This window comes from Lactobacillus sp. RTP31084st1_F9_RTP31084_210423 (assembly GCF_040919545.1).
Taxonomy (GTDB): domain Bacteria; phylum Bacillota; class Bacilli; order Lactobacillales; family Lactobacillaceae; genus Lactobacillus; species Lactobacillus paragasseri.
This window is the reverse complement of record NZ_JBCOVH010000002.1, coordinates 60,431-74,696: the sequence shown is the minus strand read 5'-3', so window position 1 is coordinate 74,696 and position 14,266 is coordinate 60,431. Positions and strand designations below refer to the sequence as shown.

At 34.7% G+C, this 14,266-nt stretch carries 16 protein-coding genes and 1 riboswitch; of the genes, 10 read left to right on the top strand and 6 right to left on the bottom strand.

The genetic code is table 11. From position 1 onward, the window contains the following. Positions 1 to 22: 22 nt before the first annotated feature. On the bottom strand, positions 23 to 853 hold the full coding sequence (locus AB5359_RS05695; protein ID WP_003649646.1) for a glycosyltransferase family 2 protein: 831 nt from the start codon (positions 851 to 853) through the stop codon (positions 23 to 25). Between the two features lie 127 nt (positions 854 to 980). Here AB5359_RS05695 and AB5359_RS05690 point away from each other — a divergent pair, with 127 nt between their 5' ends. Beyond that, positions 981 to 1,949, top strand: coding sequence for a DUF1002 domain-containing protein (locus tag AB5359_RS05690; RefSeq protein ID WP_003649647.1), 969 nt, complete (start codon positions 981 to 983; stop codon positions 1,947 to 1,949). Positions 1,950 to 2,107: 158 nt separating this feature from the next. On the opposite strand, the gene AB5359_RS05685 is transcribed toward AB5359_RS05690, so the two are convergent. Further along, positions 2,108 to 2,863 (bottom strand): viroplasmin family protein, encoded by a 756-nt coding sequence (locus AB5359_RS05685; RefSeq protein WP_020806654.1) that lies wholly within the window; start codon positions 2,861 to 2,863, stop codon positions 2,108 to 2,110. A gap of 83 nt (positions 2,864 to 2,946) precedes the next feature. Between AB5359_RS05685 and AB5359_RS05680 the strand changes: the two genes are divergently transcribed. Genes AB5359_RS05680 through cls form a run of 3 tightly spaced genes read left to right on the top strand, consistent with a single transcriptional unit; the run spans position 2,947 to position 6,070 of the window. Continuing rightward, positions 2,947 to 3,873, top strand: coding sequence for an alpha/beta hydrolase (locus AB5359_RS05680; protein WP_368279816.1), 927 nt, complete (start codon positions 2,947 to 2,949; stop codon positions 3,871 to 3,873). Positions 3,874 to 3,896: 23 nt separating this feature from the next. Further along, positions 3,897 to 4,595 carry a zinc metallopeptidase gene (locus AB5359_RS05675; RefSeq protein ID WP_048685770.1) on the top strand — a complete coding sequence of 233 codons (699 nt, stop codon included), beginning with the start codon at positions 3,897 to 3,899 and terminating at the stop codon, positions 4,593 to 4,595. 17 nt (positions 4,596 to 4,612) lie between these two features. Continuing rightward, entirely contained in the window at positions 4,613 to 6,070 is a 1,458-nt protein-coding gene (gene cls, locus AB5359_RS05670) for a cardiolipin synthase (RefSeq protein ID WP_048685771.1), read from the top strand. An 83-nt stretch (positions 6,071 to 6,153) separates the two neighbouring features. Here the strand turns inward: cls and AB5359_RS05665 are convergent, their stop codons facing one another. After that, positions 6,154 to 6,630, bottom strand: coding sequence for a hypothetical protein (locus AB5359_RS05665; RefSeq protein ID WP_020806657.1), 477 nt, complete (start codon positions 6,628 to 6,630; stop codon positions 6,154 to 6,156). Between the two features lie 123 nt (positions 6,631 to 6,753). Here AB5359_RS05665 and AB5359_RS05660 point away from each other — a divergent pair, with 123 nt between their 5' ends. From AB5359_RS05660 to AB5359_RS05650, 3 genes are all read left to right on the top strand, one after another. Next, positions 6,754 to 7,467, top strand: coding sequence for an NAD-dependent protein deacylase (locus AB5359_RS05660; protein ID WP_048685773.1), 714 nt, complete (start codon positions 6,754 to 6,756; stop codon positions 7,465 to 7,467). A gap of 115 nt (positions 7,468 to 7,582) precedes the next feature. Next, positions 7,583 to 8,113, top strand: coding sequence for a methylated-DNA--[protein]-cysteine S-methyltransferase (locus tag AB5359_RS05655; protein ID WP_003649654.1), 531 nt, complete (start codon positions 7,583 to 7,585; stop codon positions 8,111 to 8,113). Beyond that, positions 8,100 to 8,882, top strand: a complete 783-nt coding sequence (locus tag AB5359_RS05650) for a TerC family protein (protein WP_048685774.1) — start codon at positions 8,100 to 8,102, stop codon at positions 8,880 to 8,882. The genes AB5359_RS05655 and AB5359_RS05650 overlap by 14 nt, the downstream gene beginning before the upstream one ends. Here the strand turns inward: AB5359_RS05650 and AB5359_RS05645 are convergent. After that, positions 8,879 to 9,241, bottom strand: a complete 363-nt coding sequence (locus AB5359_RS05645) for a DUF488 domain-containing protein (RefSeq protein WP_020806660.1) — start codon at positions 9,239 to 9,241, stop codon at positions 8,879 to 8,881. The genes AB5359_RS05650 and AB5359_RS05645 overlap by 4 nt on opposite strands. Positions 9,242 to 9,315: 74 nt before the next feature. On the opposite strand from AB5359_RS05645, the gene AB5359_RS05640 reads away from it, so the two are divergent. The 3 genes from AB5359_RS05640 (at position 9,316) to AB5359_RS05630 (ending at position 12,640) form a co-directional block, all read left to right on the top strand. Next, a complete protein-coding gene (locus AB5359_RS05640) occupies positions 9,316 to 9,942 on the top strand; it encodes a DNA-3-methyladenine glycosylase (RefSeq protein WP_048685775.1) in 627 nt (208 codons plus the stop codon). A gap of 47 nt (positions 9,943 to 9,989) precedes the next feature. Beyond that, positions 9,990 to 10,164: riboswitch (Lysine riboswitch) on the top strand. Positions 10,165 to 10,278: 114 nt separating this feature from the next. Continuing rightward, positions 10,279 to 11,892, top strand: coding sequence for an ABC transporter substrate-binding protein/permease (locus AB5359_RS05635; protein ID WP_368279815.1), 1,614 nt, complete (start codon positions 10,279 to 10,281; stop codon positions 11,890 to 11,892). Continuing rightward, the gene (locus tag AB5359_RS05630; protein WP_003649659.1) at positions 11,882 to 12,640 is read left to right on the top strand and encodes an amino acid ABC transporter ATP-binding protein; all 759 of its coding nucleotides are present in this window, start codon (positions 11,882 to 11,884) and stop codon (positions 12,638 to 12,640) included. Before AB5359_RS05635 ends, AB5359_RS05630 begins: the two co-directional genes overlap by 11 nt. A gap of 43 nt (positions 12,641 to 12,683) precedes the next feature. On the opposite strand, the gene AB5359_RS05625 is transcribed toward AB5359_RS05630, so the two are convergent. After that, a complete protein-coding gene (locus tag AB5359_RS05625; RefSeq protein WP_003657152.1) occupies positions 12,684 to 13,613 on the bottom strand; it encodes an HNH endonuclease in 930 nt (309 codons plus the stop codon). Position 13,614: 1 nt separating this feature from the next. Next, complete coding sequence (locus AB5359_RS05620; RefSeq protein ID WP_003649661.1) at positions 13,615 to 14,259, bottom strand: YfbR-like 5'-deoxynucleotidase; 645 nt, start codon at positions 14,257 to 14,259, stop codon at positions 13,615 to 13,617. Between the last annotated feature and the right edge of the window lie 7 nt (positions 14,260 to 14,266).

The window sequence follows — 14,266 nt, the reverse complement described above, 5'->3', positions numbered from 1 at the left end:
CAATTCCTTTAGCTATAAATTCTTATAAATCTTGATGATCCAAATCACTTAAAGATGCTTTTTTTGCAATCTTTTTATTCTCTTTTTGAGCTTCACGCTCTGCCATCAAGCTTTTAATAATTTGGTGCCATACACGATAATTAGCTCGGAAATTATCTGGTATTTTCTTGGGATTAAGATCATGCACCATACTATCCGCACGTTGCCAATAATGATAGTAAGGTGTTGAACTATAGTAAAAACCATTAGTCAATGATACGTACTTAACGTTGAAGATTTGATCTTCCATAAAGGCTAAATCTTCAACAAAACGCAAATGATACTTCTTAATGACACTAATTTTATATCCCTTATTCCAGGTATATCCTTTTACAGGTGACCCAAAGACATTAGTCATCTTCAAATAAGCTTCTCTCTTGTCGATCAAGCCCCCGCTTTGCTTACTTCCTACTGGATGACTTTCATGTCTTTTTTCTGAATCAATCCAAAAACCACAAGAAACAATATCTACATCTGGATGCTCATCAAATGCTCTTACAAAATAAGCAGTATAGCCAGGATCAACCCAGTCATCCCCATCATGAAAAGTGAAATATGGGGTAGTTACATGAGCCATTCCAACGTTTCTAGCATCAGAAAGGCCACCATTCTTTTTATTAATAATGTCAAAATAAAGAAACCGATCACGATACTTCTCAGCTACTTCGCGAGTTTTATCTTTTGATCCGTCATTAACAATTAATAATTTAAAATTTTTATCTTTTTGTTTTGCTAAAGCTTCTAATGCCCGGCCCAAATATTTTTCCATATTGTAGACAGGCATAATTACCGTTAACATTGGCTGGCGTAACACAGCGTCTGCCTCCTTTTGCTTATGATTATAGCATCTTAATACTTATTTACATAATTCAGTTAGCTATTTAGGTTATAATATAGCCATCACATTGAGTATATTTTATTCATAAGGAGAAAATTTTATTATGAAAAAAATACTAACTGCGCTTGTAGCTATCTTAACAAGTGGAATTTTAGGGTTAACTGCTATTAGTAATACTAAAACAGTTAAGGCAAATGAAAATGACACTCCTGTTGTAACCTTAGGTACATCCCTTACCTCTTCTCAAAAGCAGGGAACAATTAACACTCTGACGCAGTCCTTAAATGGTAGTAATTATACCACCATCACTATTACTGGCGCAGATCTTGTAAAATATCTTAATCCTTCAGGCTATGACTTCACTAATAATTCGGGCGTTTGGTCTAGTGCCATGATCCAAAAAACTAGCTCTGGTAGCGGGATTAATGTTCATATTTTACCTTATAATGGCCATAATAACATTACAACTATTACCGCTAACCAATACAAAAATGCTGCTTTAACTGCTGGTATTTCTGACGCGGACATTTACGTCACTTCTGCTACACCAATTGACGGATCAGGTGCCCTAGCCGGCGTTTATGCCGCATATGCTAAAAATGGCAATTCTTTAAATCAAAATCAAATTAATGCAGCACAAACTGAAATGAATACCTTAAGTAAGATTACTAGCCAAAACAAGGGAAAAGATGGCTATTCTGACGCCCAATTAAACAATGCCATAGCTGGTGCAAAAAAAGAAATGGCTAAACAGGGGCAAAATATTTCTGATAGCCAAATCAGGGATATTGTTAATAACCAAATTAACATTAACCACCTCGGTGATACTATTACCAATAATCAAAAAGAACAAATTATTAATGTCTTAATTAAGATTAAAAATTCTGGTGCATTAAAAGACAAAAACTTCCAACAACAAGCTGGTCAACTAGCAGACCAAATTCAATCTGGTGCTAAGAACATCTTTTCAAAATTTAATACTCCTGAAACTCGTAACTGGTTTCAAAAATTAATTGATTCAATCGTTAGCTGGTTTAGAAGTATCTTTGGCGGTGTCATTATCTTAAACTAAAACGTTAAAAAAAGACGGCTTAAAATAGCCGTCTCCGTCGTCAAAAACTAGTACCTGCGTGCGTTCTAGTCTTTCAGTTATTATTATAGCAACTACTAAAAAAAGTGCATTAAAAAAGTCTGCAAATTGCAGACTTTTTTTGTTTACTAAGCAGATTATTACTTCATTTTATCCATATAACGATTTAATTCATGGTCCACAAAAACGTTGCCTTCATTATCAGCGTGTCCCTTGGTCCAGCTAAAAGTACTATCCGGAAAATGACCTAGTAAACTATCTAGCCTTTTCCATTCGGTAGCATTAATTAAAGGGCCATTTGATCGCTTCCAGCCACGTTTCTTCCATCCCTCAATCCAGTGTTTATTAATTCCATTTAAAACATATTGTGAATCTAAAACAAATAAAAGATGTTTGTCATTAAATTTCAACTCAAGCAATTTTTCTAAAGCATTAATTAGACCCAATAATTCCATCTTATTATTCGTAGCGCCGAATTCTCCGCCAGATCCATAAGTACGGCCATCTTGCCATTCAATTAAATAAGCCCAAGCTGCTCTATCAGTCTTATTAACGTGCCCACCTTTATGTACCCCAGTATTTCGTGATCCACCATCTGTATAAATTGTTGCAAAATAGTCTGCTGAATTATTAGAACTAGTCTTTTTTACTTTTTGCTTCTTAGACTGGTGTGTGATGTTAGCAGCTTGGATTTTCTTAATCGCATTGCTTAAAGAATCTTCTTTAACAATATCTGGTTGTGTTTCTTTATTCCAGTCTAAATACTCAGTCGCATCAGTTATCTTTTCAAAAGACTTATACTCCGCACCGGAAAAGCCATCAACTTGTTTTTTAGCATCTTCCCATGTTCGGTAAACACCAGGTGTACGACCTTTTTTTACTGCATAGTATTTCATAAATATTCCTTTCCTATCTGCTCTAGCTGATAAAATGTTAGAATAATTTTAACGCTAAAACTAATACGAAGGGAGGATGTAGCATGTTTTTTATTCAAAAAAGATATAGCGAAGAAGTTGAAAAGAATAATAAACATAAAAATAAAGAACCTAGTATTGCAAGAATGACTTTTTTAGGTTTAATGGCTACTTTTACTCCTACTCGCTGGCTGCTCAGAATGCACAAACGCAAAGTTGAAGATAGTTCAACAACAGAAGCAGCAACTTCTACAATTACGCAAACGCCAATTTTTTACGTACATGGTTTTCGCGGAGGCGATTATACAACTAACAAAATGGTTCATGCTGCTTGCAAGGCAAAAGGCACAGATAAATTTCTTAAAGTTACAATTGATCCCTTTGGTAATTTTATTTTGGAAGGAACTTGGACAGCTGATCCACAACCCATCGTTCAATTAGTTTTTAAAGACCGAATTGCTGGCGTTTATGCAAGTTCCTATTACTTGCGCATTGCCTTGTCTTACTTAAGTAAGAGATACCATTTCAAAAAATATAGTGCGGTCGCCCATTCTCTAGGCGCCCCTTCAGTAGTAAAGGTTGAAATGAAAACAAGCTTAAGAAAGAACTTTCCCCACCTAGATCATTGTGCTTTAATTGCTGGTCCTTTTGATGGAGTAATGTATTTAGGTGATTTACCCAATGTTAATCGTCTTAATGAAAAAGGACGTCCTATTTTGATGAGTATTTCCTACTTAGGAATGCTATTCAATCAGCGTCGCTTTAATCCTAATATTTCTGTTTTAAATATTTATGGAAATATCTTAGATGAAACTAATACGGATAGGTTTATTTCTGTTGTTTCTGCTAAATCAATTCGCTATATCCTCGCTCCTGGTGCCCACACCTTCCAAGAAGTCGAAGTTCGCGGGGACGCAGCTGAGCATAGTGTTCTACATGATAATCCTTTTGTAATTAATATTATCAATAAGTTTTTGAAGTTAACTGATTAATTTTATAAAGAAAGAAAATCGTTATGTACTATATGCCATTTTTCTATGACCCATATTTTTGGATGATTATTTTAGGCGTAGCAATTTCCGGCTGGGCCTCAATGAATGTTAATTCGACTTTTAACCGTTACGATCAGGTTCAAAATCAAGGTAATTACACTGGTAAAGTAGCAGCTCGTTATATTCTAGACCAAGCTGGTTTATATGAAGTAGAAATTCGTGAGGTTGCTGGAAACTTAACCGATAATTACAATCCTACTAATAAAGTTCTCAGTCTTTCGCAGTCTGTTTATAACTCTTCTTCTATTGCTGCGGTTGGAGTAGCAGCACATGAAGTCGGACATGCTTTACAAGATGCTAGCAACTATGCACCAATGCGTATGCGGTCTGCCTTAGTGCCAATTGTTTCTCTTGGTTCTAACTTATCAATGCCATTAATTCTTCTGGGACTAGTCTTAGGAATGAATCAAACTTTGATTAGAATTGGCATTTGGTGTTTTGCACTAGTTCTTCTTTTTCAGGTAGTAACTTTACCAGTCGAATTTAATGCTTCACACCGTGCACTAAGAATGCTAAATAATGGCGCTCCACAAGAGATGCCGATGGCACGTAAAGTATTATTTGCGGCAGCTTTAACTTATGTCGCAGCAGTTTTAACAAGCATGCTACAATTATTTAGACTTCTTCTTATTTTTGGAGGACATAACAACGATAACAACTGAGTTAACAGGGAGGGATAATTATTTTTTCAAATGAATTTTGGACACTTCTTTGGGCAGTTAATACACTTTTAGCCTTTTACGTAGTGTTCCATAGAAAAAGATCGGTCGCTACCTCTTGGGCCTGGCTAATTATTTTACTTATTTTTCCTGTACTCGGCTTTATTCTTTACGGTTTTATTGGGCGTGGATTATCGCAAGAAAACCTTTTTGCAATTAATAATCAAAAACACATCGGCTTAAATAAAGTAAATAAGATGATTCCGCGTATCCCTAAGGATACTGGACCAACAGATACTTCTAAAGAAGCAAAAATTTTAATTGACTATTTCAACTTTAAACATGACTCCCCGCTTTCTAAAAACAATAAAATTAGTTTCTATACTGATGGAGAAGAAAAATTCAAAGCTCTTTTTAAGGATATTAATCAGGCTAAAGAAACAATCAATGTTGAATATTATTCCTTCATGAATGATGATTTAGGAAACAAGTTTCTTAATTTATTAATCAAAAAAGCTCGTGAAGGCGTGAAAATAAGATTGATTTATGATCCGTGGGGATCGCCAGGTGCTTCAAAAGCTTGGTTTAAGCCTTTAACTGATCTAGGGGGAGAAGTGGCAGCTTTTATCACGTCTCAGAATATGATCAAAAAATATCGGATGAATTATCACCTTCACCGTAAGATTGTTGTTGTTGATGGCCGAATATCTTGGACGGGTGGTTTCAACGTTGGCGACCAATATGTAAGTAAAAGCAAAAAGTTCGGTTACTGGCGCGACACACATCTTAGAATTGTAGGATCAGCCTCACTACTGCTCCAAGAACGTTTTGTAATGGACTGGAATGCTTCAGTTACTAATAAGAATGAGACAATTTCATTCAATGAAAAACTTTTTCCCAAGATTGAAGAAAATAAGCTAACTGAAGATGATGTTGCAACGCAAATCGTGTCAGATGGACCTGATACCTCTACCCCTTACTTACGTAATGGGATGATTAGAATGATGATGATGGCAAGAAAAACGCTCTGGATTCAAACGCCTTACCTAGTTCCAGACGATCCAATGATCGCGACCTGGGTTATTGCTGCCCGTTCAGGAGTTGACGTCAGAATCATGATTCCTTCAATGCCCGATCACCCCTTCATTTACCGCGCTACTCAGTGGTATGCAAACTACTTATTACATGAGGGAATAAAAATTTATGTCTATAACAATGGCTTTATTCATGCTAAGACTGTCATGGTTGATGAACGATTTTCAGCAGTTGGTTCTATGAATCAAGACTTTCGCTCATATAGTCTGAATTTTGAAACCGATGCCGTTTTCTACGATAAAAATATTACCCGGGAATTAAATCAGATTTTTGAAAAGGATCTTACTAACTGTACTGAATTAACTTTAGACATCACCAATAATTGGTCTCGTTATCTTCGCTTTAAACAGGCCTTTTCTAGATTACTTTCTCCAATTTTATAAAAAACAAAAAAGGATAAGCACTCTTTCGCTTCTTCGTGTAGTGATCAGAGTACTTATCCTTTTTTTTATTCGTATTTTTACATTTACATCATTGACTGCACTTCAATACCAACATTTGAACCTAAATATTTTCTGATGTTAGCAATTACATCACTAATTTGCTGTGAAAAGCGTAGATAATACGCTTGCCGATTATTAGTCTGAAATATCGCCATTACAGTAGGCTTTTTAGGATTAGGAACTGCAATTAAAGTAACATGTGCAATGTCGCTATACTTAACTGTTCGTTTAAAATATCCACTTACAACTAATCTCTTTTTAGCTAATCCACTAACGCCATCAATAATGCTCATTAACAAGAATGTTGCAATAAACACATTCATGAGTAAAGTTGGATCAGTAAAGTAATCTAAATAAAATCCAATTAATAGAAAAATCAAGGCCCAAATAACCGATGAACTTCTAAAGCGAGCCTTATAATCAATGTTTGCTTGCCAATACCAACTATAAAAAATATAGCCAATTAGCAAAATATCAAAAGCAATATACAAAAGTGACATATCTTTCCTTCTAAAATTATTTATTAACGTTAAAATTCTTACTTCAATTATAACAAATACCACTTTTTCTCTCAGCATTCTATAATTGACTTAGTTGAAAATTAAAAGTATAGGAGGTTTCATATGGATTTAGACAATCAAATTGCTGCTCTGCAAGCAGATCTCAACAATGCTCACCATGTCACGTACTTAACTGGTGCCGGAGTTTCTACGCCCTCTCATATTCCTGACTACAGATCAAAAAATGGCATTTATAATGGCATATCTGAAAGCCCGGAACAAATTTTAAGCGAGGACACCCTCTTTCACGAACCAGCTAAGTTCCATCACTTTGTAATGGAGAATATGTATTTTCCTAATGCTCAGCCAAATATTATTCACCAAAAAATTACAGCTAGCTGTAATAAAAATGGCACTTTAATTACCCAAAATGTTGATGGCTTGGACAAAAAAGCCGGCAACAAACATGTCATTGAATTTCATGGCAATCTTTATAATATTTTTTGTACTAAGTGTCATGAAAAAATTTCATACGAAGAATATAAAGAATCATATCTACACGCAAAAGACCACGGAATAATTCGTCCTGGCATTGTTTTATACGGCGAACCAATTAATGAAATGGTTTTAACTGAATCAATCAAAGCAATTCAAAATAGTGACTTAGTTATTATTGCTGGAACTAGTTTTGTTGTCTATCCTTTCGCTCAACTTCTTGCTTATCGACAAGCTGCTGCTAAAGTATGGGTTATCAATAATACTCCTGTACCAGCTCCTAAAGAAGTTTTAACAATTATTGAAAATGCTGAAAAAGTATTTGACAAATTATATATATAACCGATATTATCTTAACTAACATTTTATTTAATTTATCCATAGCTCTTTCTGTTATTTTTTGTTGTACAATATAAGATGGAGTTAATATATTAATTAAAAGAAAGGTTAGGATTAAATGCCACTTGCCCAAGCAAAAGTTTTTTATTATGATTTTGTTGAAATTAAGCCATGGACCTATGAATTAGTCATCAGTAACTTGGGATTAGCATTCGTTGGTTCCAAGAATAGTAATATTGAATCTTCTATTTTAGGATTTTATCCTAACCACATTCTTGTTCAAGATTCAAAGAAATTAGCTCCTTATGTTCAACAATTAAAAGAATATTTTGCAGGCACGCGTCGCTCTTTTACCGTTCCTATCGACTATTCAAGCTTTGGTACTCCATTTCAAAATCAAGTTGTTAAAATGATTGAAAATATTCCTTACGGAACAACCATTTCATACAATGATTTAGCCTCTGCTATTAATGGCTCAACTTCAGTTCGAACAGTTGCACATGCGGTAGCCCTAAATCCATCCCTAATTTTTATTCCAAGTCATCGCGTAATTTTAGCATCAGACAAGGTGGGAAGTTATAGAATGGGAGAAAAGGAAAAGCAACGCTTAATAAAACTTGAAGAAGGCTATTTGAATGCAATTGATTAAACTTTATCAACCTTTTTTTGACGCTAATAACTGGGCTCATGTCCTAACTAGCGGACAAGATTGGATGATGATTCTGACTCTAATTCTAATGGAGTGTTTGCTATCAGTTGATAATGCGGTAGTTTTAGCCGCACAAACGCAAGTTTTACCAACTAAAGATGAGCAAAGGAAATCATTGGTCTATGGACTTTGGGGTGCTTATCTATTCCGTTTTATTGTAATTGGGATCGGTACTTACCTAATTAATTTCTGGGAAATCAAACTCTTAGGTGGTTTATATTTACTTTATTTAGTTTATAAGTATTTTTATGATGTTCGCCATCCTGCACAAGTTGCTAAGAAAGAAGCGGCAAAAAAAGAAGCCCACAAGAAAAAGAACTCCAAAACAAGAACGCACCATCTTTCATTATTTTGGAGAACTGTTATTTCAATTGAGTCAATGGATATCGTCTTCTCAATTGATTCTGTTTTAGCAGCTTTAGCAATGTCAAATAATCCAGTTGTCGTCTTAGTTGGCGGAATGATTGGTATTTTATGCATGCGAGGAGTTGCAGAAGTTATTATCAAATTAATGGAAATTATTCCTGAACTTCAAACAATGGCCTATGTTTTAATTACAATTATTGCAGTTAAACTACTTGTTTCATTGCCACCGCTAAACTTTAAATTGCCCGATGCAATCTTTGCCTGCATTGTTTTTGGTACAGTTATTTTAACAATTATTTTTCATTACGTTCGACAAAACTTACATGGCAAAAAAATGCCTTAACCTAATTGACTATCAATAAAATCTTTAAGCACAACGGCCTGGTTGTGCTTTTTATTTTTAGCACCATATAAGAAAATAACATCTTCTTGAGCTAACTTTTCTTTCACATTCTTAATAAAATTCGGGGTTACTGGATTAGCTTTCAGTTGCGCTATATACTTAGTCTTGAATTCAGGAAACTTATCGTCTTCATGATTAAACCATTTTCTTAATTCATTAGTTGGTCCAATTTCCTTATCCCATTCATCTAAATGAGCCTTTACCTTGCTCATTCCTCTTGGCCACAAACGATCTACTAAGATTCTATAACCTGCGGGTTGCTCATGATCATAAATTCTAACAACTTTTATCTCATTCACTTTTTAGTTCCTCCTTACAATTTATATTTACTTTCAAATACGAGTGTACAACATTTTTAGAAAGAAGCAGTAATATGAACTATGAAGATTTTTTTACTAATCGGTCTACTAGTGAAATTAGCAAAGATCTGTTGGGTAGAACTCTATCTTTCAATAATGGAAACGAAATTTTATCAGGCACAATAGTTGAAGCAGAAGCCTATGTTGGTGTAAAAGATCGTGCTGCTCATTCTTATGGTGGTAGACGCAGTCAGGCAAATGAAGGCTTATATCGTCCTGGTGGCAGTTTATATATCTATTCTCAGCGGCAACATTTTTTCTTTGATGTTGCCTGCCAAGCAGCAGGAGAACCACAAGGAGTTTTAATTAGGGCCATTGACCCACTAACTGGAATTGATACCATGATTAAAAACCGTAATGGCAAAACTGGTCCACTTTTAACTAATGGTCCTGGAAAGATGATGCAGGCTTTAGGAATTACTAGTAGAAAATGGGATTTAGCTCGGTTAGAAGATTCTCCCTTCGATATTGACATTAATCATAAACGTAAAATTGAAGAAATTACTGCTCTTCCAAGAGTCGGGATCAATCAGTCAGATCCTAAATGGGCCAAGAAAAAACTAAGATTTATAGTTGCTGGTAATCCCTATGTTTCAGATATTAAGAAAAAAGATGTTAAAAAAAATCACGGATTTATTTGACAAAAGATTAAAAATCGTTTAATCTTTTCATCAGTTAAATAAATCCCCAATGCAATAGAGGTTGCGATAACCACAAAATCTACTTGAGTACGCGAATACATTGACAGTAGTTTTTTAGGATTATCGCCGAAACAAGCTTACTTTCGCGAATTAAGCTTGTTGGGATGTGAGAGCATATCTTACATACTGTCCTGGTAGTTCCCAGGGAGCGCTATATGATTTGGTTTAATTACTGATGATTTTCAAACCTCGTTGTTTTTGGTAAACAGCGAGGCTTTTTATTTACGCTTTTATTGTATTGGCTTTATTTGAAATAATTTTTGGAGGTATTTCAAAGTGAAGTCAAAAATAAGATGGTTTAGTGCTTTATTAGCCCTAATTTTAAGTTTGGTTATCGGTTTTAGTTCTAATTCTACCCAAACTGAAGCGGCTAAAAAGGAAGCACCCCTAAAAATAGGTATGGAAGCTAATTATCCACCATACAATTGGACTCAAACTACAGATGCAAATGGCGCAGTTCCAATTGATGGATCTAAGCAATATGCAAATGGATATGATGTACAAATCGCAAAAATTATCGGTAAAAAGCTTCATCGTAAAGTTGTCGTTGAAAAAACCGAGTGGGATGGTTTATTGCCAGCTTTAACTTCTGGCAAAATCGACCTAATTATTGCTGGTATGTCTCCTACTGCTGAACGTAGAAAGGCAATCAATTTCTCTGAACCATACAGAAAGAGTACTTTCGTTGTTATTACAAGCAAGACTGGAAAATTTGCTCAAGCAAAAGGCTTAAATGACTTTAAGGGAGCAAAATTAACTGCTCAACAAGGTACGTTGCACTATGACTTAATTAAGCAATTACATGGTGCTAAGCGTGAACCAGCAATGAGAAGCTTTTCTGCAATGCATCAAAGCTTGCAATCAGGTACTATTGATGGTTATGTTGCAGAAGATATTGAATACCAAAGTTATAAGGCAGTTAACCCTAACATCGTTGCCGTTAACCTAAACAAGATGCAAGGATTCAAGGTTGCCCACGATGATTCAATTACTTCAATTGGTGTTAAGAAAGGCAACACTGAATTACTTAACCAAGTTAACAGCATTTTAAACGGTATTTCTAAGAAAAAGCGCGACCAATTAATGGCTGATGCTGTAAAAGAGCAGCCTCAAGCCGGTAGCAGCAAGAAAGAAAACTGGTTCATATCAATTATGCATCGCTATGGTTCAATGATCCTTGGCGGTGTTGGAATGACTCTTCTTTTAGCTTTAGTTGGTACTATTGTTGGTTTCTTCATCGGTTTACTTGTTGGGATTGTTAGAACTATCCCAACCCCTAAGTCTACTGGTAAAAAGTGGGGCTTAAAGATCGTTGACTGGATTTTAGCAGTTTATATTGAAGTGTTCCGTGGAACTCCTATGATGGTTCAAGCAGCCGTTATTTACTATGGAATTGCCCAATTATGGCATCTTAACTTAAACCGTACAGTAGCTGCTCTAGTAATTGTTTCAATTAATACTGGTGCTTACTTAGCCGAAGTTATTCGTGGTGGTATTAATGCTACTCCTAAAGGTCAATTTGAAGCAGCTTCAGCTATCGGTATGACTCACTCACAACAAATGTGGCATATTATCTTACCGCAAGCAATCAGAAACTGTTTACCATCAATTACTAATGAATTTATTGTTAACATTAAGGATACTTCAGTATTAAGTATTATTTCTGTATCAGAATTGTTCTTTGTTGGTACAACTGTTGCCAGTCAAACCTTCCAATTCTTCCAAACTTACTTCATTATTTCAATGATCTACTTAATTTTGACATTCTCAATCACTAGAATTTTTAATTTCATTGAAAAGAAGCTTGAAGGTCCAAAGAACTACAACTTAATGGCTAATCAATTACAAGTAGAAGATCCAAAGGAGACTGGATTTGAACATGAACAATAATAACGAAGAAAACATTTTACAAGTACAACATTTACAAAAGAAATACGGCGATCACACAGTATTAAAAGACATTTCTTTTGATATCAATAAAGGTGAAGTAATGACCATTATTGGTCCATCTGGTGGTGGTAAATCAACCATGCTTAGATGTATTAACCTTCTTGAAGAACCAAGTAATGGTAAGATTTTATTCCATGGCAACAATATTCTAGATTCTCATTTTGATCGTAATAAATTTCGATCAAAGGTTGGTATGGTTTTCCAGCAATTTAATTTGTTTAATAATAAAAATGTGCTTCAAAACTGTATGATCGGTCAAGAAATGGTTCTTGGACGCTCTAAAGAGGAAGCCAAGAAAATTGCAATTGAAAACTTAAAGAAAGTTGGTATGGAGCCTTTCTTAACTGCAAAGCCTCAACAACTATCTGGTGGACAGCAACAACGTGTTGCTATTGCGCGGGCAATTTCGATGGATCCAGAAATTTTACTTTTCGATGAACCAACTAGTGCGCTAGATCCTGAAATGGTTGGTGAAGTACTTAATACCATCCAGTTACTAGCTAAAACTGGATTAACAATGGTCATTGTTACTCACGAAATGGGATTTGCTCGTGACGTTTCTGATCAAGTTATCTTTATGAGCGATGGAGTTATTACGGAACAAGGTACACCACAAGAGATCTTTAATAATCCTCAAGAAGAGAAGACTAAGAAGTTCTTACGTAACTTTAGAAGCAATGAACTTTAAGATAGTAAAAAAATGCATTGGATTTTTGTCCAATGCATTTTTTCTATATAATCTCACTATTTTCTTTTTCTTGTGCTAGCTTCCAACCGGTTTCAAAATATGTCTTACGCAATTTTCTTAAGGCATCATAATCACTTTGTAAGCTATCAATCGCATCTTGAAGCTTTTTATTTTGCTTTCTCATCGCATTTAATTCAGGGTCATTAACTATTCCCTTCAAATGAACTTGTCCAGCTAAATCACGTTTTGCCTGCTGAAATTCTTCTTTTAAATTAGCAAGAGTGTCTTCGTACTTAACCAATTTTTTATTTACAACACTAAGTTGATTATTCAACTTAATAAATAATTTATAGGGCATATTAGATTTAATTCGATTACACTCGCTACATGACAAAATCAGATTATCAAAAGAATTATCATGCGATAAAGAAACTGGATCTTTGTGATCTACGCTTGTTCCGCGTCTACCACAATATTGGCAACGATAATTATATTTGTGACGAATTCTTTCACGGTCAACAAAATCTACTTCATTTAAGGAGAAGTCGACTTCAATTCCCATGTTTTTCATATTAACAGCAAAATCAACATTGCTATTAGGAATATAATCTATTTCTTTATCTTCGCTCTTAATAATTGCCTGATTAAATTTGAATCGTGGCAATTGCTGCAAAGCTACTTCATTACCATCATAGTCTTGAATAAAAGATTCATATTGGCGTCTATGATCGCTTCCTACAAGATACTGATTTAAAGCCTCCGGATTAGCGTTGCCAGTATTTTTCTTTCCTACAAAGCCATAGAGCATTACCTGGGAAATATTTTCAATTACTAAGTTTTCATAATCTTCTGCATCCAGATTGCGTGTTAAGCAAATATCACAAATGCTTGTTAACTTGGGATTCATTAATCCTTCTTGCTTAAAATGAAGGCTATCAAGTCGCAACCCGCAGGATGCGCATTGTAATTTCAAACTATTCTTCCCCCATTAGTAAAATACTAAAAGCAATTCTTTGCATCTTATCTTTACCAGCAAAGTCGCCTTTAAATAAGTCTGGCAAAATTTTCTTAATAAAATATTGAACACAAGTTAAGTCATCAAACTTTTTAATCGTTTCAAGACTTTCTTTAAACATTTGCATGAAAACTGGATTGGGATTTCCTAATTCAATTTCACCATAAGCTTCATAAAGTAAATCTAACTTATCACAAATAGATAAAATTTTACCTTCTAAAGTATCATCTTTACCTTCAGATAGACGCTTAGTGTAAATTTTTTGAAATTCTTTTGGAATTTCGTCCTTAATAAATTTGGCAGTCATTGTTTCTTCAACGTCTCCAATCATCTTTCGCAATTGTGGAGTTGCATATTTAACTGGAGTCTTAATGTCACCAATAAACCGCTCAGTATAATCATGGTTAAGACTCTTTTCATATAGAGCTTTCCAATTTATCTTTTGCTTACCAACAACTTCTTCAATATCTCCCATCATTTGAGCAAGTTCAGCCGTTCTAAAACTATGATCAGCGACAGAATGATGCTGATATTTAAAATAACCTGGTGCACGATCGATTGACTCTAAACTATTAAAACCTTGAATATATGCATTTAATCCCATAAAAACT

What these genes read in the sequence shown, in the direction of transcription:
- AB5359_RS05690 (WP_003649647.1), top strand. Translation starts at nt 981, where the DNA reads ATGAAAAAAATACTAACTGCGCTTGTAGCTATCTTAACAAGTGGAATT.
- AB5359_RS05685 (WP_020806654.1), bottom strand. Translation starts at nt 2,863, where the DNA reads ATGAAATACTATGCAGTAAAAAAAGGTCGTACACCTGGTGTTTACCGA.
- AB5359_RS05680 (WP_368279816.1), top strand. Translation starts at nt 2,947, where the DNA reads ATGTTTTTTATTCAAAAAAGATATAGCGAAGAAGTTGAAAAGAATAAT.
- AB5359_RS05675 (WP_048685770.1), top strand. Translation starts at nt 3,897, where the DNA reads ATGTACTATATGCCATTTTTCTATGACCCATATTTTTGGATGATTATT.
- AB5359_RS05665 (WP_020806657.1), bottom strand. Translation starts at nt 6,630, where the DNA reads ATGTCACTTTTGTATATTGCTTTTGATATTTTGCTAATTGGCTATATT.
- AB5359_RS05660 (WP_048685773.1), top strand. Translation starts at nt 6,754, where the DNA reads ATGGATTTAGACAATCAAATTGCTGCTCTGCAAGCAGATCTCAACAAT.
- AB5359_RS05655 (WP_003649654.1), top strand. Translation starts at nt 7,583, where the DNA reads ATGCCACTTGCCCAAGCAAAAGTTTTTTATTATGATTTTGTTGAAATT.
- AB5359_RS05650 (WP_048685774.1), top strand. Translation starts at nt 8,100, where the DNA reads ATGCAATTGATTAAACTTTATCAACCTTTTTTTGACGCTAATAACTGG.
- AB5359_RS05640 (WP_048685775.1), top strand. Translation starts at nt 9,316, where the DNA reads ATGAACTATGAAGATTTTTTTACTAATCGGTCTACTAGTGAAATTAGC.
- AB5359_RS05630 (WP_003649659.1), top strand. Translation starts at nt 11,882, where the DNA reads ATGAACAATAATAACGAAGAAAACATTTTACAAGTACAACATTTACAA.
- AB5359_RS05620 (WP_003649661.1), bottom strand. Translation starts at nt 14,259, where the DNA reads ATGGGATTAAATGCATATATTCAAGGTTTTAATAGTTTAGAGTCAATC.